At 53.5% G+C, this 20581-nt stretch carries 22 protein-coding genes and 2 pseudogenes; 10 read left to right on the top strand and 14 right to left on the bottom strand.

All coding sequences use genetic code 11. From position 1 onward, the window contains the following. Positions 1 to 48: 48 nt before the first annotated feature. The gene (locus tag GT756_RS10410) at positions 49 to 840 is read right to left on the bottom strand and encodes a sulfite exporter TauE/SafE family protein (RefSeq protein WP_106939063.1); all 792 of its coding nucleotides are present in this window, start codon (positions 838 to 840) and stop codon (positions 49 to 51) included. Positions 841 to 949: 109 nt separating this feature from the next. On the opposite strand from GT756_RS10410, the gene GT756_RS10415 reads away from it, so the two are divergent. The 6 genes and pseudogenes from GT756_RS10415 (at position 950) to GT756_RS10440 (ending at position 5539) form a co-directional block, all read left to right on the top strand. Then, a complete protein-coding gene (locus GT756_RS10415) occupies positions 950 to 1717 on the top strand; it encodes a helix-turn-helix domain-containing protein (protein ID WP_160124752.1) in 768 nt (255 codons plus the stop codon). 192 nt (positions 1718 to 1909) lie between these two features. Beyond that, positions 1910 to 2134, top strand: a complete 225-nt coding sequence (locus GT756_RS10420) for a hypothetical protein (RefSeq protein ID WP_004202530.1) — start codon at positions 1910 to 1912, stop codon at positions 2132 to 2134. Between the two features lie 143 nt (positions 2135 to 2277). Next, positions 2278 to 2898 (top strand): histidine phosphatase family protein, encoded by a 621-nt coding sequence (locus GT756_RS10425; RefSeq protein WP_074194073.1) that lies wholly within the window; start codon positions 2278 to 2280, stop codon positions 2896 to 2898. Next, a pseudogene (locus GT756_RS26195) lies at positions 2895 to 3175 on the top strand (LysE family translocator); the annotation flags it as partial. The gene GT756_RS10425 and the pseudogene GT756_RS26195, both read left to right, overlap by 4 nt. Positions 3176 to 4123: 948 nt before the next feature. Next, positions 4124 to 4468, top strand: coding sequence for a hypothetical protein (locus tag GT756_RS10435; RefSeq protein ID WP_160124753.1), 345 nt, complete (start codon positions 4124 to 4126; stop codon positions 4466 to 4468). A gap of 216 nt (positions 4469 to 4684) precedes the next feature. Continuing rightward, a complete protein-coding gene (locus GT756_RS10440; RefSeq protein ID WP_160124754.1) occupies positions 4685 to 5539 on the top strand; it encodes a hypothetical protein in 855 nt (284 codons plus the stop codon). Positions 5540 to 6339: 800 nt separating this feature from the next. On the opposite strand, the gene GT756_RS10445 is transcribed toward GT756_RS10440, so the two are convergent. After that, on the bottom strand, positions 6340 to 7065 hold the full coding sequence (locus tag GT756_RS10445; protein ID WP_048294885.1) for a type 1 glutamine amidotransferase: 726 nt from the start codon (positions 7063 to 7065) through the stop codon (positions 6340 to 6342). 92 nt (positions 7066 to 7157) lie between these two features. Here GT756_RS10445 and GT756_RS10450 point away from each other — a divergent pair, with 92 nt between their 5' ends. Further along, positions 7158 to 7958 (top strand): helix-turn-helix domain-containing protein, encoded by an 801-nt coding sequence (locus GT756_RS10450; RefSeq protein WP_174562434.1) that lies wholly within the window; start codon positions 7158 to 7160, stop codon positions 7956 to 7958. A 461-nt stretch (positions 7959 to 8419) separates the two neighbouring features. Here GT756_RS10450 and GT756_RS10455 read toward each other — a convergent pair whose 3' ends face one another. The 3 genes from GT756_RS10455 to GT756_RS10465 form a co-directional block, all read right to left on the bottom strand. Next, complete coding sequence (locus tag GT756_RS10455) at positions 8420 to 9319, bottom strand: hypothetical protein (RefSeq protein WP_072042515.1); 900 nt, start codon at positions 9317 to 9319, stop codon at positions 8420 to 8422. Positions 9320 to 9522: 203 nt separating this feature from the next. Next, a complete protein-coding gene (locus GT756_RS10460; protein ID WP_072206853.1) occupies positions 9523 to 9879 on the bottom strand; it encodes an ASCH domain-containing protein in 357 nt (118 codons plus the stop codon). A 251-nt stretch (positions 9880 to 10130) separates the two neighbouring features. Then, positions 10131 to 11066: a LysR family transcriptional regulator gene (locus tag GT756_RS10465; protein ID WP_002905496.1), complete on the bottom strand. Its 936-nt coding sequence runs from the start codon at positions 11064 to 11066 to the stop codon at positions 10131 to 10133. A 98-nt stretch (positions 11067 to 11164) separates the two neighbouring features. Between GT756_RS10465 and GT756_RS10470 the strand changes: the two genes are divergently transcribed. Continuing rightward, a complete protein-coding gene (locus GT756_RS10470; RefSeq protein WP_160124812.1) occupies positions 11165 to 11599 on the top strand; it encodes a DMT family transporter in 435 nt (144 codons plus the stop codon). A gap of 9 nt (positions 11600 to 11608) precedes the next feature. Then, positions 11609 to 12100 carry a DMT family transporter gene (locus GT756_RS10475; protein ID WP_064177806.1) on the top strand — a complete coding sequence of 164 codons (492 nt, stop codon included), beginning with the start codon at positions 11609 to 11611 and terminating at the stop codon, positions 12098 to 12100. Positions 12101 to 12103: 3 nt separating this feature from the next. On the opposite strand, the gene fabF is transcribed toward GT756_RS10475, so the two are convergent. The 5 genes and pseudogenes from fabF to GT756_RS25860 form a co-directional block, all read right to left on the bottom strand. After that, positions 12104 to 13378, bottom strand: a complete 1275-nt coding sequence (fabF, locus tag GT756_RS10480; RefSeq protein WP_064177807.1) for a beta-ketoacyl-ACP synthase II — start codon at positions 13376 to 13378, stop codon at positions 12104 to 12106. Between the two features lie 19 nt (positions 13379 to 13397). Next, complete coding sequence (locus GT756_RS10485; protein WP_160124755.1) at positions 13398 to 14960, bottom strand: DHA2 family efflux MFS transporter permease subunit; 1563 nt, start codon at positions 14958 to 14960, stop codon at positions 13398 to 13400. Then, entirely contained in the window at positions 14957 to 15997 is a 1041-nt protein-coding gene (locus GT756_RS10490) for an HlyD family secretion protein (RefSeq protein ID WP_160124756.1), read from the bottom strand. Before GT756_RS10490 ends, GT756_RS10485 begins: the two co-directional genes overlap by 4 nt. Next, positions 15981 to 16538, bottom strand: coding sequence for a helix-turn-helix domain-containing protein (locus GT756_RS10495; RefSeq protein ID WP_053810366.1), 558 nt, complete (start codon positions 16536 to 16538; stop codon positions 15981 to 15983). The genes GT756_RS10490 and GT756_RS10495 overlap by 17 nt, the downstream gene beginning before the upstream one ends. Continuing rightward, positions 16535 to 16654: pseudogene (locus GT756_RS25860) on the bottom strand (hypothetical protein); the annotation flags it as partial. The pseudogene GT756_RS25860 and the gene GT756_RS10495, both read right to left, overlap by 4 nt. Positions 16655 to 16844: 190 nt before the next feature. On the opposite strand from GT756_RS25860, the gene asd reads away from it, so the two are divergent. After that, positions 16845 to 17963 carry an aspartate-semialdehyde dehydrogenase gene (asd, locus tag GT756_RS10500; RefSeq protein ID WP_160124757.1) on the top strand — a complete coding sequence of 373 codons (1119 nt, stop codon included), beginning with the start codon at positions 16845 to 16847 and terminating at the stop codon, positions 17961 to 17963. 140 nt (positions 17964 to 18103) lie between these two features. On the opposite strand, the gene GT756_RS10505 is transcribed toward asd, so the two are convergent. The 4 genes from GT756_RS10505 to hpxX all read right to left on the bottom strand — a co-directional run bounded on the left by GT756_RS10505 (position 18104) and on the right by hpxX (position 20575). Then, the gene (locus GT756_RS10505; RefSeq protein ID WP_160124813.1) at positions 18104 to 18526 is read right to left on the bottom strand and encodes a GNAT family N-acetyltransferase; all 423 of its coding nucleotides are present in this window, start codon (positions 18524 to 18526) and stop codon (positions 18104 to 18106) included. 86 nt (positions 18527 to 18612) lie between these two features. Continuing rightward, on the bottom strand, positions 18613 to 18999 hold the full coding sequence (gene hpxZ / locus GT756_RS10510; protein WP_023289760.1) for an oxalurate catabolism protein HpxZ: 387 nt from the start codon (positions 18997 to 18999) through the stop codon (positions 18613 to 18615). Beyond that, positions 18996 to 20393: an AtzE family amidohydrolase gene (locus GT756_RS10515; RefSeq protein ID WP_160124758.1), complete on the bottom strand. Its 1398-nt coding sequence runs from the start codon at positions 20391 to 20393 to the stop codon at positions 18996 to 18998. The genes hpxZ and GT756_RS10515 overlap by 4 nt, the downstream gene beginning before the upstream one ends. Further along, on the bottom strand, positions 20390 to 20575 hold the full coding sequence (hpxX, locus tag GT756_RS10520; RefSeq protein WP_004205830.1) for an oxalurate catabolism protein HpxX: 186 nt from the start codon (positions 20573 to 20575) through the stop codon (positions 20390 to 20392). The genes GT756_RS10515 and hpxX overlap by 4 nt, the downstream gene beginning before the upstream one ends. Positions 20576 to 20581 lie beyond the last annotated feature (6 nt).

The following is a 20581-nucleotide window of genomic DNA, read 5'->3' on the forward strand; positions in this document are numbered from 1 at the left end:
GCGTCTCTTGCACCGATAAACCCTGAAAGACGCCGTGATGAATCGTGATTATTGAATCAGCATGGCGAGGAGCACCAGGAACAGTAGCAGGACATAGATGCGTGCATACCATACATCCGGTACCGCAGGGATAGCCCGGCGGCTAAACGCTATCCCGGCCCAGCCGGTCAGGACGAGCAGGCCTAGAATTTTCAGGCTGATAAAACCCAGAAATCCGCTCAACGGAATGGTGTGCCAGCCAATGATGGCATAGGTCACAGCGCCGCATAGCGCCACGGGCAAAGAAAGTGGGTTGGATGCGCTAACGCACTCCTGCATCGCATACCCGTGTCGCCGTAGCAGGGGCACCGTCATGACGCTGCCGCCCACGCCCAGCAATGCGGCAATCGTACCGATAACCACACCGCCGCCGGTGACCACTGGCAGTGACAGCCGACGCCGAGCGCTGCCCGTGAAAAATCCCTTGCGCAACAAACAATCGCTGATGGTTGCCAGCATATAGAGAATAAACAGCGCGCGAACAATATTCTCGCTAAATATCCCCGCCAGACAGGAGCCCGCTACTGCCCCAATGGCAATAAACCATATCAACGGAAACAGCGTCTGTGCGGCAAGCTTGCCCGCCCGCCAGTTACGATAGCTGATCCAGCCGGCGTTAAATATCATCACCGCCGTTGAGGTAGCCACCGCGACGTGCATAGCGTTTTCCGTGAGTTCCGGCTGGCGGAGCATCAGTTGATAGACAAAGGGCACCACCACAAAGCCGCCCCCGAAGCCGAACAGCACCGTGGTAATGCCGGTAGTAAAGCCTGCCAGCGCAATTATAACGATATCATTCAACAGAATATCCCCGCCCTGAAAATGAGCGAGCAGCTTATACCGGTCGCGTACAGCTTCCCATTTGCACAGCGCTCAATTACCTTTGTAAATCGGTCAAAGGGAGACAGGTGTGCGCAACATAAAAATTGACGAGGTCGATCGGCTCGATCGCGAAGTGGTGGCGTTAGGCAATGACTATGCGCAAGGGTATATTCTGCCCCCGCACCAGCATCGTCGCGCACAGCTGCTGTACGGCGCGACCGGACTGATGTATGTCACTACGCAGGACGGAGAATGGGTGGTTCCTCCGCAACATGCTGTCTGGATCCCCCCTGAAACCGTGCACGCTGTCAGATTTGTGGGGGTGACCACGCGCAGCTTGTATATTGAGCCAGATTGTGTGGCCGCTTGCATTAAACACCATCGTTGCGAAGTGATCAGCGTCTCGCCGCTGTTGCGCCAGCTACTGCTGGAGGCTGTGGATTTACCACCGTTGTACGACAGCCCACGCGATCGCATGCTGATACAGTTGATGTTGCTGGAACTGGCCGCCATGCCGGTCCGCGAATTTGACATTCCGTTGCCACAGCATCCGGCGCTGCTGGCGCTTTGTCAGGCTTTTTTGCTTAACCCCACTATCCATGATCCTGCGGCGCGCTGGGCCAGGGCGCTGTTTATGAGTCCCAGTACCTTTCGCCGCCATTTCCTGAAGCAGCTGGGCATGTCATTTTCCGCCTGGCGACAGCGAGCCTGTGTGGTGAGCGCCCTGGCATGGTTGATAGCAGGCAAACCGGTGAACGAAGTGGCATTATCCCTTGGATACGACAATGCGTCCTCTTTCGCCACCATGTTCCGCCGCGTGACCGGGCAACCGCCGTCGTTTTATCACCCAGCCTGATGCTCAGGGGAAGGGGACTCCGGCAGCATGTGTCGGCAATGAATGTCGCATTCATGGCGTTGCTATGCATTAACGCAGCCATAAGACAGACACCTGGCTTGCGTCTTCAGGTACCCCAACATTTAGTGGTGGCTACCTCGATGCGGTTTATCTATTCTGCCTGTAACCATGAGAAGACCGGAATCTCTCTTTGTGAACCATCTAATCTTTGAAAAAGTCATCATCATCTTCATTCTCGTCCTGTGGGTATTCGATACATTCAGAACCAGGAAAAGAAAACGTTTTGATCCTGCCATTGAAGCGGCTGATGCCAGAGAACGTTATCAATGGCGTTATTTCAGATGGGGTTTTCGGATCATACAAGTGGTAGCGGGAGTGTATATCTTCGTACAGCTGATTCAGGTTTTACTGAGATAGAGGCCGCCGGCAGGGGCTACTGAACATAATCCGTGTCAGCGACACGTGTTCCTGTTTTTCGTTGAGAGCTGAGAACTTGCCAGCATATAAACGGGGTGTTTTTAGTTTGTAACATTTTAAACAACAGCATATGTGACCCTTCAATGATGCAAGTAATACTGGTTCGACACGCGGAAACAGAGTGGAATGTAAAAGGTATTATTCAGGGACACAGTGATAGCGCCTTGACGCTTCGTGGGGAGCGTCAAACAGCAGCCTTGCTGGCAGCGTTTGTAGCGAGTGATTACCGGGTAGAATGTGTTTACGCTTCTCCGCTTGGCCGGGCCTGGCAAATGGGACAGCGCCTGGCGGAGAGTTTTCATTGTTCACTGATAGCTGAACCAGCGCTGAAAGAACAGGCTTTTGGTCAGTTTGAAGGTATGACAACCATAGAGCTCCTGCAGAATAATCCAGACGCCGCAGAAGCGTTATTCAACCTTGATGCAGAGTATTGTCCGCCAGAGGGTGAGTCTCTCTCACATGCTTCGCAGCGAATTATGCATTTTTTAACCAATCTGGAAAAAAAACGTCATCATCGAACAATATGTATTGTGTCTCACGGACAGGTCATTCAAGGTGTGCTTGCGATGCTAAAAAGTGGTGCTGTGGATGATTTTCACCGGTATTCACAACCCAACGCGAGTTACTCCGTGTTCGAACTGATTAATGGAAGATGTACCGCCCTAAAATGGGGGATCGCGACGCATTTACGTCACCTGGATTAAACAGTCTGACTTACCCCAGATTCCTGCTGTTCATGTTTGCTGTTCTTCCTCAGTTTGTCGGTCCCGTCGCGGGTCCTGTCTGGTTGCAATTGCTTGTTCTGGGGAGTATTCAAAAGCGGGCTGGAATGGTTTCCCTGGGTTCAGTCGCGATGGCATCAAGGACGTTTGGAAACGGCTCTTAACACCCGGGCGATATCAAATGGCAGGAACGGTGTACAGGCGTCGTCATCCGCATGATGTTTAGCGGGCCGGCATAGTATCGACATCAGCCCGTTAAGGTATACACAACCTGTAAACCCGCTGTCCGCTTCTCGTTCAGACTGGAACTTAACCTCAGTTGGTTCGTCCGCTCTGTGCCAAAAGCAGACGTAGTTCATCACATGAGATGTGCAGATAGGAAGCTGTCCGGAGATGGTGGGTCAAGATCAGTCAATGTATCCACCATAAACTTTCTATTCAATTAGAACGCTAACGATATTTTAGGTTGCGAGAATCGTATCGATCTATAGTTGAACCATGAATTTAAGCGTTATGAAGCAATAAATCTTTTTGTACTTTATTTTTAGACAACTTTAATACGCTGTGCTAAAAATAAGTAAATAGCATTAATTACCTTCATAACCATACATGAATTTGGATATGTATTATAAAATAACTTGCGCATGTTTATTAAGTGTCAATAGCGGGAGCAATTGATAAAGTCCCCCATTTCTTGAGAGATTTTACATTATTTACCAATCAGATTATCGGCAAAGCGTAAATTTAAAAAGGAGGTGTAAGTGATATCTGTCTAGAACGGAATATAAAATACATGCACGGAAAACCATTAAACTGAGTAACGTATTAAAATACTTGTCTTTGATTTAATTGGCGGAACATCCAGATTAGGCCCGTTTTGTCTCCAGGTTTACTGAACAAGTCCGTCCCTTGTGTGTCAGAAACGGAAGTTGGAGTAGCATAGGCTATATAAAAGTAGAAAGGTCGTTTTGCAGGGGTGCTTACAGCTTGATATCTAAGATTGTCAGGACTGCAACAGCAGACTTGTGTCAGAAGTAGAGTTAATCAAATCGTACGAGAAGATATTCCATATTGCGGCCAATGTTTGCAATCCACAGCATTGGAAATATGGAGGCTCTCTATTTATATCTTTTCTCGTGAGTATGGATCATAGTTCTAGCCCGAAGCGTTTTATTCTCTTTACACATCAAAAACCAAGGATAAATAAATGCCGCACATTGCCAATCTACAAGAAATACAACCGCTTAGTCACTATAAAGCCACATTTGACCTGTTTTATGAGCTTGTAAAAGGTCAAGTTAAAAGTGATATGAAAGCAGAACAGTATATTCAACTTCAAACAATTGCCGAACCTTTGGATTTTTCAAAGAATTACTGTTGGTTTTCATATTTTACTTATTTAAATAAAGTCGACCAAATAATAAAACCCGAACCTCTGAGTGATCAGTTTTCCGTTACAGATAGAACGCTAGCGCGAGAGTATGAGAGGTTTGTTGAAACCGCCTTGCAACTTGTAGAAGCGATCGAGCTTCCTCCTGAGGTGGTCAGCTAAATCAACGCTAAAGTTGTACGTTTAGACAACATCAAAAAAGAGGTTCGCCGTCTTGTACGAGAAGAAGCTGATGCATGGAAAGAGTATGCGGAGCTTCGCGGCATTCCATCTGGGGACCTGTCTCAATACTTACAATGGAGTAACCGCTATGGAAATGCAAACGACATAGATGCTCAAGGTAAAGCACTTGCTGACACCTACGGAACGCTTGAACGCTTGAGAAGACGACAATACTCTGATGTGGATCAACGGGAAATAAAGGAGGCGTGGGACAAGCTGATCTCGGTCGGGGCTCGCATTAGATATCCACGTCGACCTGATGATGAGTATCCTGATGGTTCAAAGTTTTCATTACCTTACCTTGCATCGCTAGCCACAGGGGATACTGCACTATTTGCCGATAGACCTGTGATATTCCCCGATATGTCTTTTGATACTATAGCTGGCGGTCCGCTCGGTCACTTTAGTGCTGGAATTAACGAGTCTAGTACTGCGAAAGAGAGTATGTCCGTTGATTGGTCTGGTTCAGCATCTGGTTCTTATGGCTGGTTTAGCGCATCAGTCAACGCTTCTTCATCAACTAAGATCGAAGAAGAGTTTTCTCACACTAAAGATGTAATGTTAGGGTGCAAAGCATGTATGATAGTGCCCGTCCAGCCTCCATCATGGTTTAATTCTAATCTCTTTGAAAATCAGTTAATACTTAAAAATAAAAGAACCTTCGAAAGATTCCTTGGAGCTAAAGGTACCCTCCTCTATTACCCCAAAGCATTGGTTGTTATGAGAGGATTTAATGTAATCTTTAAGTCTACTAATATATGGAAGTACGATTATGTTCGCGATTTCTCTGTCGGCGGTAGTGGTTCTGTTCGCTTGTTTGGAATTGGTCTTGGCGGAGGCTACAAGCGTCATGAACATCAGGAAAAACACACTGTTGAACAAAATGGTGATGAGCTACGCTTTTCTGATGGTGACTCAAGCCTTCGAGTACTTGGCTACATCGTTCAAAAAAATACCGCTTTTGAAAAGGATATACTTACAGAACTTTCAAACATTAAGTTGTTGCCATGACTTGCCAGTGCAGAAGTTTTATCGCAATTACGCAGATATTTTTACTAGCTGCTTGCGCTAATCAGCAACCGAGACTTCTACCGATATGCAACCTCCAGTGTGTATCCGGAGAGCAGTGTACTAAGGAACATTCTGTATCAACCAAAGATATCGAGACACTTACAGAAAAATTAAGTGGTTCTTTCCTCGCGCATAGAGTCGATGTTATTTCGGTTACATCTGGCTATGCAATTGTGTTAACTAATGACGAAACTGATCAGAAAATTCGTGAGTCTTGGGGAGCGGTTGGCTGTTTTACTGCAACAACTCCACCCAGCAGAGTTGATTACGCTCGACTTGAACAGTGTATATCCGGAATGACCAAATGGATTAATTTCCGAAATCCAAGTGAAGCACGAGACCTTATGCTTGATTCATCATTTCGCCAGACCTGTATGAATTCAACAGAGCGTTAAATTGTCTAACAACGTCGTGTGAAAGTACCCGAATACCAATGCAATTTTATTGGCTGAGGATATGAAGAAGAGTCGTCTCTGTTATCGGCTCTTCTTCGCCCTCTATTAAACTGAAGTATTCCATACGATCTGCCTTAAACATGCCAATTTTAGAAGTCTTCTATTATATTGAGCATTTACTTGCCATCCGTTAGTCAATGTACATGGATAGCCTTAAAACAGTGAAGAAAATTTCAAACGTCCGCTCCTCGTTCATAGCGGACCTTCAACTCAGGAAGCTTGTCCGCTCTGTGCCAGGAGCGGACATTAAAATCAAAACCGATGGCAAGCTTACCGAGCATGACATTATGCTTGCGCTGCTTTGTAACGTGCCTCCAGCTTATCCAAAAAGCCAAAAAGTACTTGATTCATTTCACTGTAATCGTGCGCCCGGAGCGCTTCAGGCGTGTCAACGAAACGATATTCTGCTGCACGGCTCAGGTCTTTCTCAGAATGAGCGATCAGCCGCTCTACAACGTCCAATGTGAGCTCCATGTGGCACTGGAAACCAAAGACGCGGTCTGAATAGGCAACGATCTGCCGCGGACAGCCTTCGCTGTAAGCAATAATTTTGGCCTCTGGCGTCAAACCCGGCATATCGTTATGCCAATGACCCACTGCCAGTGTTTTCCCAAAGTGAGAGAACATCTCATCCTTCCTCCCGTCTTCGGTCAATGTGATCGGGAATTTACCAATCTCTTTTTCCGGGCTATGAGAGAACGGTGCGCCCAGCGCTTCACCGATTAGCTGTGAACCCAGGCAAATACCGATCACCGCCTTACCGGTTTTAACCGCGGAAGCAATCAGCGTCTGTTCCGCTTTAGCATTAAAGTGCGGGCACGCTTCAAGCGTTGTGTCCGGATCTTGCGGGCCGCCCATAACGATAAGAAAATCGATGCCTTCGGCGTCAGCAGGTAGCCGATCGCCTGCATAGACGCGTGAGTAAGTTACATCATGACCCTGGTTTATTGCCCAGGTTGCATATGCGCCCGGGGCTTCAAAACTTTCATGTACGATAAAGTGTACGCGCATGAGGTTAAGCTCCTGTAATATCTTTGATGATCAGAATGATAAGTCACGCACCCATTGCCTAAGGCTATACTCCGGGTGGTTCCAGTTTCGATATGATAATGGCAGGGGCTAAATCTGAAATGCCAGGTAGTATAGATAAAGCGCCAAGACATGATGAGGCCACAGGCTGGTCCAGTACTGCGATAAGCTATCAACGCGGCGAGGCAGATCCTCCCCATCATCATGTTGAGGGGCAGCTACTCTTCGCCACCAGAGGGGTTATGCTGGTGCAAACAGAGAGTGACCGGTGGGTGATCCCTCCTCAGCGGGCATTATGGCTACCGCCTTTGCATATCCATAGTTATCATCTGATTTCACAAACCGATCTGAGGGCGATCTATTTCAGCAGTAGCCTTATCGCAGAATGTACGAGCTTTACGAAGAGTCAGCAGGTGCATGTGATCACGGCTACGCCGTTAGTCAAAGAACTTATCGCTGGGCTGTTCAGTGAGGACTACGCCAGACCGATTCAACGGAAGATAGCTTTGTTGCTTCTGGAAATTCTCAGCGAGGCTCCACCTTTAACGATGGCGCTACCCATGCCGAATGATGAGCGATTATTTAGCGCGGCCAGATCGCTACTGGTCAATCAGCGCTGGGAGGCATCGCTGAGCGAGCTGGCTTTTATGTCGGCCATGTCGGAACGGACCTTTTCCCGCTTGTTTATGAAGGATACAGGCTTTAGTTTTAGAACATGGAAGCAGAGAGCCAGAATTTGCGCTTCGTTGGATCTTCTTGCGAACGGCGTTCCAATCAAACAGGTCGCTTACCAGCTTGGTTTCTCATGCCCGGCGGCCTTTACCGCTGCTTTTCGCTGCATTTTGGGGGCAACGCCGCGCGATTATGTGCCTTAAACCGGGAAACCCTCAAAGCGGTCTTTGAGACTGTCATGGGCATATTACCAGACGCAGAAACCCTGCGAGGGTAGGCGTATCCCGCCTTTGCTGTTGAGAAAGGTAGTTTAATTTGCACCCGACACACTCTCATTGATTAAAGCACGGAGTGGAGATTACTGCGGTCCACAGTTCTGACAAACCGTGAAAGAGAAGGCCTGCGTGAAGAAAAAAGGTGTCGCGATACGTTATGAAATTACCTTATGACAGACCTTGCGGTGATTTACGGCACCGGGTGGATTCCGGACGCTGTGAACCGACTCATTGCTACGAAGCCTGATTCTGCTGTACCTCAGGCCATATGATAGCCTGCACAACAATCACATACCGCCCATTAATGCGTCCAGGGGAGTACACCCGGGCCCTTGACGTCCCCTGTGTGCCAAAAGCGGAAGTAGGCTGAAGATAAATTCGCATTGCTGTTAGTCGTGGGTTCTGCAGATGGGTAGAAATTGATAACTTAGGATGCAAGTTCGTCCCGCTCTTTCTGCAGTTTTCATCGAGGGAATATTCTCCGGAATAATTGTGCCCATATACAAAGATAGTTCAGAATCGGAATGAGTTAATAATCGGTACAGCAGGCGTTGCGCTCGGGCTGACAATGATCGACCACGAAAAGCAGGAAGTATTACTTTGTCAGTAATACGATATCCTCGCAGAAAAGCGATGTTTCCTTTCTGGCATATTAGCAACCCGGCGCGAACGTCGTTTTCATAGATAATATATACTTCTCTCTCAGAAATATGATCACACAACTCTTCGTCATCAACTGCTACCAAATTGTTTGCAGACAGTTCGCGAACTGTCTGCCATGTATGCTTATAGGCATCGCCCAGAGCCTGACAACACCAGTCAAAATCTTCGTATGTCGCCACTTGCAAAGTAAGAGATTTATCATTGAATTCAGGGGGTTCAGAAAAAGAGGTGGCGTATATATACTGGTCGGGAATACCCTGCGGGAAGGACTGGCCGGGTACAAGAATGCGAACATACTGAGCTCTGAGTTGTGACCATTCCTTACTAATGAGTTCTAATGCAGTATGATTTAGGTCAGAATCCATACCTACAATATCAATAAAAGGTTTGTTAATATTTCCGCCCTGATAACGGGGGCCAGTAAGAAATTGCTTTCCATCAATTTTGAGTTTTCGTTGTAAAAAATATTCCTGACATAATCCAGTTTCTCTCCAGGGAAATCGCGCCGAGAAACTTCTGTCTGTACACATCGATTCCTGCTCTGACAACCATTGTTTTAGCCATGAACGTAGGGTAAATTCAGGCACAGGTAGCCTGGCATATTGAGATAGCATGTAAGATAGCATAAAAAATATTTCGCCCTTGGATGTAAAAATGTTCTTTATAAACAAATTAGAATAGCTCTACTCTCATTTTATTACCAATTATAGCTGGCACGTCCGCTCCTTGCTCAATGCGAACCTTTAGCTCGATAGCTTGTCCGCTCCGCGCCAGAAGCGAACAGTGTTATCAGTGGCGATTGATAAAACGTCAGCCCGTTAACCTTGTCTCACAGCACCTCCACCACTTCAAATTCTTCTGCAATCAACTCCATATCTTCAGAAAAATGACCTTCGGAGCTGAAAAATCTCTGATGCTCTCTCTTCCAGTATTCAAGGCTTAAATCGCCTTCACCTTCTTTGCGGGCGAATGCTTCAGTGACATCACAAAAACGAACCAGCTGCATCGAAACCAGTCTGATCACGCAAACTGGAACATTCTGGCCATCAAGAATAATGTGATAACTCCCTATCCTCGGGGCAGATTTTTCCTGCTGGTAAGAGGCAAAAGATCCGCAAGAGGCCGTTTTGATCCCTTTTTTGATCAGGTCAGCAAGCTCGTTAGCCAGCTCCGGACTGTCACCCATTTGCCAGGCATCTGCGCCGGGATACTTCTTTTTTATTTCCTCAACCTCAACCATGAAAATCCCTTCGTTATCGTCAATGAAAAGAAATGGCATACCTTTTTAACATGAGCGGTCCCAACATTATCAGCGATATCTTTCTTTAGATAGTGTGGTCCGTTTTTCGCTTAGAACGGACCTTAAGGGCATTGAACGCGTTTGCTCTGCGCCAGAAACGGCAGTTAACTTCAAGACGAACCATAAAGTCGCCTGTCTTATTCAGACTGCCAGTAAAGCGGTGAACCGAACGCGTCGATGTAGTAATCGATAATCGCCCGCACGTTCAGCGGAGGGTGGCGGGCATTCGGATAGATTGCCGCGATATGCTGTGGCTCCGTTTTTATGGACCTATCCAGCTCCGGCAGCAGTTCGATAAGTTCGCCGCTCTTTAGCCGGTCTCCAATCAGCCAGTCAGGAAACAGCACAATCCCCATCCCTCCGAGTGCGGCAATCAGCAGGGTTTCAGCATTATTCGATGACATCAGGGGCGAGACGGGGTAGTGCACCCATTCCTCTCCGTGCCGGCGCAGCAGCCATTGGTTTGGTCCTGACGAACCGCGGTAGACCAGGCATTTATGCCGGGCGAGCTCTTCGGGCGATCCCAGCATGCCGTGCCGGCGGATATAATCCGGTGACGCGGCAAGATGATAGCACTGCTGGCCAAACACGCGCGCATGAAATGCGGAATCCGTCAGCACGCCAATCCGGAAAATCACGTCAGCCGGCTCACGGTGCGGATCGATGTAATCATCAGTCAGCGTAAGCTCAATGCTGAGCTTCGGATATCGCTCCGTCAGGCCCGGTAACGCGGGTGCGACATGGCGCTGTCCAAAGAATACGGGTGCGTTTATGCGGACCATTCCGGAAGGCTCAAGCGTTCTCTCGTTGAGTTCCCGCCGCGCCTCCTCCATGCTGCCAGTCATCGCTCGCGCATAGCGGATAAAAAGATGGCCGCTTTCCGTCGGGATTATCGCCCGGGTATTGCGGTAAAAAAGCTGCTGGCCGAGCACATCCTCCATCTGATGGATGACCCGCGATACCTGAGAGGCCGATATCCCTTCCCGCCGGGCCACCACAGAGAAATTCTGCGTCTCATAGACGTCTATAAAAATCAGCAGGGCGCGAATACTGATGTTCCCAAGCTCATTCATTAATGCATATCCTGCACAGGTGTTTATCTCATTATGGCATTTTTCTCATCCATATTAAGCCGTAATCTCCTCCGCCTGGACTACTGGAGATGATTGCTATGCAGCTAATATTGATTTTTATCGTCATTGCCGGAGGCATGGGACTGTCCATAGAGGCAGGATTGCTCGGACCATTGGGTGGGGAGGTCGGTGACCTCTGGGCGACCTTCAGCATATTCGGCGTGGGCGCGGCGCTGACCTTTCTGCTGATGCTTTTTTTCAGCCCGCGCAACAGTCCGTCGTTCTTTGCGCAACCAGCGTGGCAGCTGCTTGGCGGCGTGCTTGGGCCGATTTACGTCATCATCCTGACCGTAGTAACGCCGGCAATCGGCATCGCCATGACGATGATCGGCATCCTGGCAGGCCAGGTGTTCAAGAGCCTGATTATTGATCACTTCGGTCTGCTCGGTACGTCGCGCAGGAAAATTGACCGTAAACGTATCATTGCGCTGATTTTCATCATTGCAGCGCTGGTTATGGTTGCACAGGGGTAAAGTAACATTATGACTATTATCATGATTCTGCTCGCCGTTGCCGGTGGCGCCATGCTGAGTATCCAGGCGGCTATCAATGGCCAGCTGGGCAGCAAGGTTGGCGTATTCAAAAGCGCGTTCCTGACATTTTCTGTCGGCGCCCTGGTGACGGGGCTGCTGATCTTTTTCTTCGAACCCAAACACACCCTGACGCTGATGGACGTGCCTAAATGGCAACTGCTGGGCGCAATGTTTGGTGTGCCTTATATCGTTATTATGGTACTGGCCGTCCAGCGTATTGGCGCGGCAGTGGCTACGGTCGCTGTCATTTTTGGTCAGTTGACCATGAGCATGCTGATCGATAACTTCGGCTGGCTTGGCAATGCGTCGATTCCATTCTCGATGAGCCGAATCGGCGCCATTGTCTGCCTGGGTATCGCGCTGTTCTTCATTTACTCCAGCAGCAGGGCAAAAGCTGCCACGGCGAAAATCCCCCGCCAGCCATCGCCGGGGGGGAGTTGACGATTATTCCCAGCGTTTCAGCAGCAGGCTGGCGTTAACGCCGCCAAAGCCAAAACCGTTCGACAGTGCATAGCGCATCTTCTGCGGGCGGGCCTGCAGCGCCACCAGGTTCATGCCTGCCGCCTCTTCATCGGGGTGATGCAGGTTCAGCGTCGGCGGCACCACCTGGTCACGCAGCGCCTGAATGGTGAAGATGGCCTCGATCCCGCCGGCCGCGCCTAACAGATGGCCGGTGGCGGATTTCGTCGAGGTAATGGCGACCGGATGCGCGCCAAACAGCGTTTTAATCGCCGCCAGCTCACCTTTATCACCGACCTGCGTCGAGGTGGCGTGGGCGTTGATATGGTCAATCTCGTCGACGGTCACCCCGGCCTGGCGAATAGCGGTCTCCATTGCCCGACGCGCGCCGTTCCCGTCTTCCGGGCCTGCGGTCAGGTGATAAGCATCTGCGCTGGTGCCGTAGCCGACCAGCTCGGCCAGCGGCGTGGCGCCGCGCGCCAGCGCGTGCTCCAGTGACTCGATCACGATAAGCCCCGCGCCTTCTCCCATTACAAATCCATCGCGGTCGCGGTCAAAGGGGCGGGAAGCGGCTTCCGGCTGGTCGTTGGAGGCGCTGGAGAGCGCCCTTGCCGCGGCAAACCCGGCCAGGCTAACGCGATGAATTGCCGCTTCCGCGCCGCCGCAGAGGGCAATATCCGCCTCGCCGCTGCGGATCATCCGCGCCGCATCGCCAATGGCCTGGGCACCCGCTGCGCAGGCGGTGACCGGCGCGCCGATGGGGCCCCGGAAGCCGTGGGCGATGGACACATGCCCGGCGGCCAGGTTGGCCAGAAAAGAGGGGATAGTGAACGGCGAGAGGCGACGCGGCCCGCGTTCATCGGTGGTATGTACCGCATTGGCGATCTCGCTGAAGCCGCCGATCCCGGTGGCAATTACCGTGGAGGTACGTTCCTGTTCGGCCGCAGATGCTGGCGACCAGCCGGCCTGGGTCAGCGCTTCACGGGCGGCGACCAGCGCAAACTCGATAAAGCGATCCATCTTTTTGCGCTCTTTCGCCGGGATGGTCGCCAGCGGGTCGAAGCCGTGCAGCGGATCGCTTTCAATGGACGGCACCTGGCCGGCCACTTTGCAGGGAATATCCGCGACCAGCTGCTCGCTGAGCCGGGTGATCCCTGACTTTCCTGCCAGCAGCGACTGCCAGACGTGCTGTACGCCGCAGCCCAGCGGGCTGACAATCCCCATCCCGGTGACGACAATGCGTTTAACGGAAACGCCCATAGTTTACTCTCCTGTAGTATCAGTGTGCCGGCGGCTTTTTCATCAAGGGAACCAGCAGCGCGGCAAGCAAAAAACCCATCATGATGAGGTAGAAAGCATCGGAAAAGGCCTGGGTTCGCGCCTCCCGCAGCGCCAGCGCGGAAAGATTTTTCAGCGCCGCCGTCTGCGCGGCATCCGGCGAGATCCCCTGGACGGTGAAGTTTGCCGCGCTGCGCTGAACAAAATCGCTCATCGCCAGGTTGGCGTTATTCAGATGGTCCGCCAGGCGGCTGTAGTGCAGATTGGTTCTGTCGTTAAGCACCGTGCCGCACAGGGCGATGCCGATAGCGCCTCCGAGGTTGCGCATCAGATTAAACAGCCCGGAGGCCAGCTTCAGGCGCGCGGGCGGCAGGCTGCCTAGCGTCAGGGTCACCGTTGGCGCGACGGCAAACTGCTGCGCCAGTCCGCGAAACGCCTGCGGGAGCAGCAACTGGTCCGCCCCCCAGTCATGGGTTATCGGGACGAAGCTGTACATCGACACCGCAAAGCCGATCAGCCCGGCCATCAGCAGCCAGCGCAGGTCAACGCGGTTGGCCAGCCACGAATAAAACGGAATAGACATGACCTGGAACAAGCCGGTGGAAAATACCGCCAGGCCGATCTCCAGCGCGCTGAAACCGCGCACGCTACCGAGATACAACGGGGTTAAATAGATGGTGGCGAAGATGCCGACGCCGGCCATAAACGAGAAATAGCAGCCGAGGCTGAAAGTTCGGTCCTGCAGGGCCCGCAGATCCATCACCGGCTGCGGATGGCGGAGGGTGCGGATAACAAAAGCCACGCCGCAGAGCAGGGCGACCCAGGCGGTGGTCGTCAGGGTCGCGTCATCAAACCAGCCCCAGCGAGGACCTTCTTCGAGGGTATATTCCAGGCAGCCGAGGGACACGGCCAGCAGCAGAATACTGAGATAGTCGGCGCCGCGCAGCAGAGTGGGGTCGGCGCTGTCTACTTTCACCAGCAGCGGCACTGCCACCGCGATGTAAATCCCCGGAACAACGTTGATAAAGAACAGCCAGTGCCAGTTGTAGTTTTCGGTGATCCAGCCGCCCACCGTCGGGCCCAGCGTCGGGGCGAGGGAGGCCAGGCCGCCGATTGTCGCCGCGGCAATGACCCGCTGTTTGCCCTGAAAAAAGGCGAAAGCGGTGGTGAACACCAGGGGGATCATCGACCCGCCCGCCAGCCCCTGCAGGGCGCGGAAGGCGATCATACTCTGGATGTTCCACGCCCAGCCGCACAGCAGGCTCATCAGTGTGAAGCCCGCCGCGGAGGCGGCAAACAGCCAGCGGGTCGACATGACCCGGGCCAGCCAGCCGGAAAGCGGGATAATAATGATCTCGGCGATCAGGTAGCTGGTTTGTACCCAGACGGTCTCATCGTCGCCCGCCGACAGGCCGCCGCCGATATCCCGCAGCGAGGCGGAGACAATCTGGATATCGATAAGGGCAATAAACATCCCCACGCACATGCTGGCGAAGGCAAAGATCTTCTTTGCCGTCGGCATCGACAGTCCCTGCGGGGCAGACAGCGCCTGAACGGTGCTCATCGAGGGCTCTTTTCGTTCACGGTGACGATCACCGACAGTCCCGGGCGCAGGACGTCAAGCTTTGCCCCGTCACCTTCCAGCGCAATGCGGACCGGCACCCGCTGCACGATTTTAGTGAAATTCCCGGTCGCGTTCTCCGCCGGCAGAATGCTGAAGCGTGAGCCGGTCGCCGGCGCCAGGCTGGCGACATGGCCCTTAAAGGTATGGTTCGGCAGCACATCGGCGACGATGGTCACCGCCTGGCCGGCGCGCATATGCGCCAGCTGGTTTTCCTTGAAGTTGGCGTCAATCCACAGGCCGTGCGCGGGCACCAGGGAGAGCAGCTGCGTGCCGCTGCTGACGAAGGAGCCGGACCACGCGCGGCGGTTGCCAATCACCCCATCGAACGGCGCGCGAATGTCGGTATAGCTGAGGTTCAGCCTGGCCATCTCGAGGTTAGCCTGGGCCTGCGCCAGGGCAGCCAGGGTTTGCTGCTGGCGAGCATTCAGCACCGCCAGCTGACGTTCGGCCACGGTTTTATCCGCTTTGGCTTTCTCCTGCTCGGCATGCGCCCGGCGATAATCGGCGGAGGCGTTATCGCGGATCTGTGCGGAAATCGCGCTCGACGCGGCCAGGGCGTTATAGCGTCGGTTGTCGTTAGCCAGTTTTTCGGTTGCCGCCGTGGCGGCCAGTAACGAGGCCGTAGAGCCGGCAATGGTCGCCTGCTGTAGCTGGCGGGTAGCCTGGATATCGGCCAGCGCGGCCTGCTGCGCCGCCACTTCTCCGGCGGCTTTCGCAAGGGCGGCGCGGTAATCGCGGTCGTCAATGCGGATCAACAGGTCACCTTTTTTCACCGCCATATTGTCCTGCACCGCCAGCTGCTGGATATAGCCGGAGACTTTGCTGGAGATGGCGCTAATGTCGCCGCCAACATAGGCGTCATCGGTGGTCTGCAGAAAACGTCCGGTTTGCCACCAGTACGCGCCGTAGCTCGCTGCCGCCAGAACGGCGGAGAGGGCCGCCAGGACGAGGACGCTTTTCTTACTGGCCAGCTTCATGGTTGGCATCTCTGTAGGGTTCAGGCTGGAATTTTTGCCCGCTATCGCCTTCGCGTTTGCGCAGCAGATATTCATGACGATATTGCATCAGCGGCGAGGCTGCGGGGCCCGGCACCATGGCGTATTTACCCGGGATAATCTCTTCCCCGGTCGCTTTATCCACCATGACTGGCTCCACCCGGCGCTGGGTGGCGGTTTCCACCAGCTGCATCTGACGGCCTTCGGGAGCGAAGTGGCGGTTACCCCATTCCGCCAGCGCCAGCAATACCATGCGAAAATCGCGGCCGCGTTGCGTAAGGTGGTATTCGTAGCGCGGCGGGGTGCTGCTGTAGCAAACCTTCTCCAGCAGCCCGTCGTCGACCAGCGCCTTCAGGCGGCGCGACAGAATATTGGGCGCGACGTTACTGCTCTTCTGGAACTCGTCAAAGCGGGTAAAGCCCGCGAACGCGTCGCGCAGGATCATGATGCTCCAGCTGTCACCGATGCGTCCCAGGCTACGGGCGATGGGGCAGGGAGCGTGGCAAAGCGGTTCATTTTTCATGGGCTGTCCAGTAACAAGGTGGCTTTTGCCAGCAAATTGACATAGTCACTATCAAAATGCAAGTGACTATTTATGGCAGCCAGGGGAGAAGCCGCTGCCGTTCCGCTACGTCGTTTCTCCCTTTGAACAGTCTCCGCCGCCTATATCTGCTTGACCGTAATAAGAGATAACTATCGCTGATGGCAGATGAAACATTTTAATAATGATAAAAATCGATGTGCTGGGTAATGACCTTTATTGGGGGATACGATATAAGGTATGGCGACACTCAAATTAACATTCTCATAACTTTTTAAGGTTAAATAAATGAAGCAGGTGGGTATTGTTGGCTGGCGGGGCATGGTTGGCTCAGTATTGTTGCAGCGCATGATCGAAGAAAATGATTTCGACGATATTTCAGCGCATTTTTTTAGTACCTCCAGTGCGGGTGCCGCTGGCCCGGTTATTAATGGTAAAAGCGACAAACTGAAAGATGCGAATTCCCTTAGCGCCCTCGCCGAAATGGATATTATTATAACCTGTCAGGGTGGGGATTATACCAAAGCCATCTATCCTGCGTTAATTAACTCTGGCTGGCAAGGGTACTGGATTGACGCCGCTTCGGCGCTGCGGATGGATGACAACGCCTGCATTATTCTCGACCCGGTCAACCGCGATAATATCGATCGCGCGGTGAAAGCGGGAATGAAACTGTTTGTCGGCGGCAACTGCTCCATCACGCTGAGCCTGATGGGGCTGGCCGGGCTGATCAAGGCTGACCTGATTGAATGGATGAGCGTGATGACCTATCAGTCTGCCTCCGGGGCGGGCGCCAAACAGGTGCGGGAATTAATCGCGCAAAGCGCGTATATCAGTCAGCATTTATCTGCGGATGAACTGACGGCATCAGGTTCCGTGCTGCCTTTAGTCAATAAAGTGAGTGAGTTGATTAATAGCGCCGGCATGCCGGTGGAGAATTTTGGCGTCCCGCTGATGGGCAGCATCATTCCCTGGATCGACAGCGATTTAGGCGATGGAAACAGCCGCGAAGAATGGAAGGGCGAGGCGGAAACCAATAAAATTCTTGGCCTTGCACCCGGCACCATCCCGGTCAATGGCTTATGCATTCGGGTCGGCGTAATCCGCTGCCACAGCGCTGCCATTACCCTTAAACTGAAACGTGAGGTCAGCGAAGCGGAATTTGCTGAGTTAGTGACCCATTCCCATCCGTGGGTAAACTATATCCCCAATAATAAGCAAGAGAGTGTCAGTAAATTGACCCCGGCTGCTATTAGTGGTTCGTTGCAGGTAGGAATTGGTCGCTACAAGAAAATGTCGCTAAATAATGAACCCGTCTACTCGGTGTTAACGGTTGGCGATCAGCTATTGTGGGGCGCGGCGGAACCTTTACGCCGCATGTTAAATATCCTGCTTGGCAAAGTGTAACTGATATTATCCGGACAAAAAGCACCTGCCTGAGGTGCTTTTGTTATATCCGGAAGGCGCCCGGGCTGCATTATCGCAATATTAACGAACATGTTGCTGTTCATGCGCCGCAATCGCTCCGTTTAAAGACTTCCTGGCGGCTAAGACAAACTTTTAACGAAGCGTTTGCGGACTTCCTTATAGCCGTTATTTTCATAAAATTGATGCGCTCTGGTTCTGTTTTCACTGCTTGAAAGCTCAATATGAGCGCATTGTTTATCGTGGGCGAGGCGCTCTGCGGCATGGAGAAGCTGGTGGCCTATCCCTGAACCCCGTGACGATTCCTCTATCACCAGCGCGGAAATTAATGCCCACAATCGGTTTTCATGTACCGGTAAGATAAAATTGATAACGACCACGCCACACACGGCGTTTTCTGCTTCAGCCACCAGCGTATGCATCATACTTTGGGGTTCAGTGATGCGTTGCGCTAAGATCGCCGTCTCCGTCTGATAGCCCAGCTGCAGAAATAGCGTTTTCAGCGCGGGGATATCTTTTGATTCAGCAGCCCTGATTAACACCATGACCATCGTCTCCTCACGTATTGATACCGGGCGGGTGCGGGCCGGTGGATAGCCTCATTCCCCCGGCCCGCGTCAGTGTATGCCTCTCAGTCCATCAGACTGACCTGGGCGGCGACAATCCGCCAGCCGTAGGGAAAGCGCACCCACGTTTGCTGCTGACGCCCAGGGCGCGCGCTGCCTTCGCGGGTAAACTCGGTGCTGCATACCGCCATGTCCGCGCCAAAGGTGGTGATGGTGGTATGGCGCAGGTCGCGGGCCAGACCGGCGGCGGGGCGGGCGGCGCGAAAGGCGCGGATCGCCTCAATGCCATACAGATTTTCGCCGGCCCCCAGCCGCACGGTGCGCGGATCGTGCCAGAACAACGCGTCCAGCGCCTCGATGTTATTGCTGACCAGCGCCTCTTCATACTGATAAAACGCCGCCGTCACCTCGGCGAGGATCGCCGGGCGGTCTACATTGTCCAGATTGATCATGCTGCACTCTCCGCCACTCGGGCATCGGTAACGCCCATCGCTTCCAGCGCCCGCGCGGCGCGAAGACAGGCTTGTTCGTTAAACGGCGCGGCTATCAGCTGCAGGCCAATCGGCTTGCCGCTGGCGGTACGCAGGGGCACGGTCACCACCGGCAGCCCGAGGAAGGAGATCGGCTGGGTCAGCATACCCATGCTGGCGCGCACCGGCAGCGGCTGGCCGTTAATCACCATCTCCTCCGCGCCAATCGGCGTGGCGCTGCATGGAGTGGCCGGGGCAATCAGCACGTCGGCCTGACTGAACAGAGATTTCATCGCCTGACGGGCATGACGGCGGAAGCGCTGGGCCTGCAGATACCACGCCGAGGGGATCATCGCCCCGGCCAGCAGCCGCTCGCGGGAGTGGGGTTCAAAGCGCTCGGGCGACTGGCGAAGATCCGGCAGATACTGATTGCCGCCTTCGCTGGCGCTGATGATAAAGGCCGCCGAGCGGGCCAGGGCGGCATCCGCGAACTGCAGCTCGCTGTCGGCGCCCAGCGCGTGGGCGACCCGATCCACGGCCGCCCGGGCGTCGTCATCGCACCAGGTGGTGAAATAGCCCCCCAGCCGCGCGCAGCGCAGCCCCTCCAGTCCGCGCTCCAGCAGGTTGCCGGTGCGCTCGCTGGCTTTATCGGCCTGAAAGTCATCGGCCGGGTCGCGCCCCTGCAGGGCGTCATACACCGCGGCGAGGTCGGCCACCCGGCGGGCAAAGGGACCAATATGATCCAGACTGGCGACAAACGGATGGCTGCCGGAGCGGGAGAGGCGGCCGAAGGTGGGTTTCAGGCCAAAGATCCCGCACAGCGACGCAGGGACGCGAATCGAGCCGTTGGTGTCGCTGCCGAGGCTGAAATGGACCAGTCCGGCGGCCACCGCTGCGGCCGAACCGCCGGAGGAACCGCCGGCGATCCGCGTCAGATCGTGCGGGTTACGCGTCGCGCCATAGTGGCTGTTTTCGGTGGTGAAGCCGTAGGCGTAGGCATCCATATTGAGCATCCCGCTGAGCAGGGCGCCGGCGCTGTGCAGCTGGCGCACCGCCCAGCTGTCGCTGGCGGCCGGCGGCCGGTCGCTCAGCAGCTCCGCCCCGGCGAGGGTGGTGTGCCCGGCGACATCAAACAGATTTTTCACCGCATAGGGAATGCCAGCCAGCGGCGGCAAGGGGCGCTTTTCCCGGCGCAGGGCGTCGATGCTGTCGGCCTCCGCCAGCATGCGCTGGGCGGTGACCTCGGTCCAGGCGTTGATCTGCGGATTAACGCGGGCGATATCGTCCAGCGTCTGGCAGGCGATCTCCCGGGCGCTCAGTTTGCCATCGTGCAGCGCACGCTGGATCTCGGCGATGGTGAAATGGTGAAGTGTCATGCTTTATACACCCCCGCAATGTCGTCGCGCGGCCCGAGCGGATAGTCCATCAGCGGCTGCGCCATAGCGGCGATGCGGGCAAACTGGCGCTCCAGCTCCTCGCGGCGCGGCGCATCCAGCTCCATATCAAAAAGGTGAGTCATCTGCGTCAGATACTCGCTCCAGTCAGGCTGTGTGGTCATGGTCTG

It is taken from the genome of Klebsiella sp. Q2 (assembly GCF_009900705.1).
Lineage (GTDB): Bacteria > Pseudomonadota > Gammaproteobacteria > Enterobacterales > Enterobacteriaceae > Klebsiella > Klebsiella quasipneumoniae.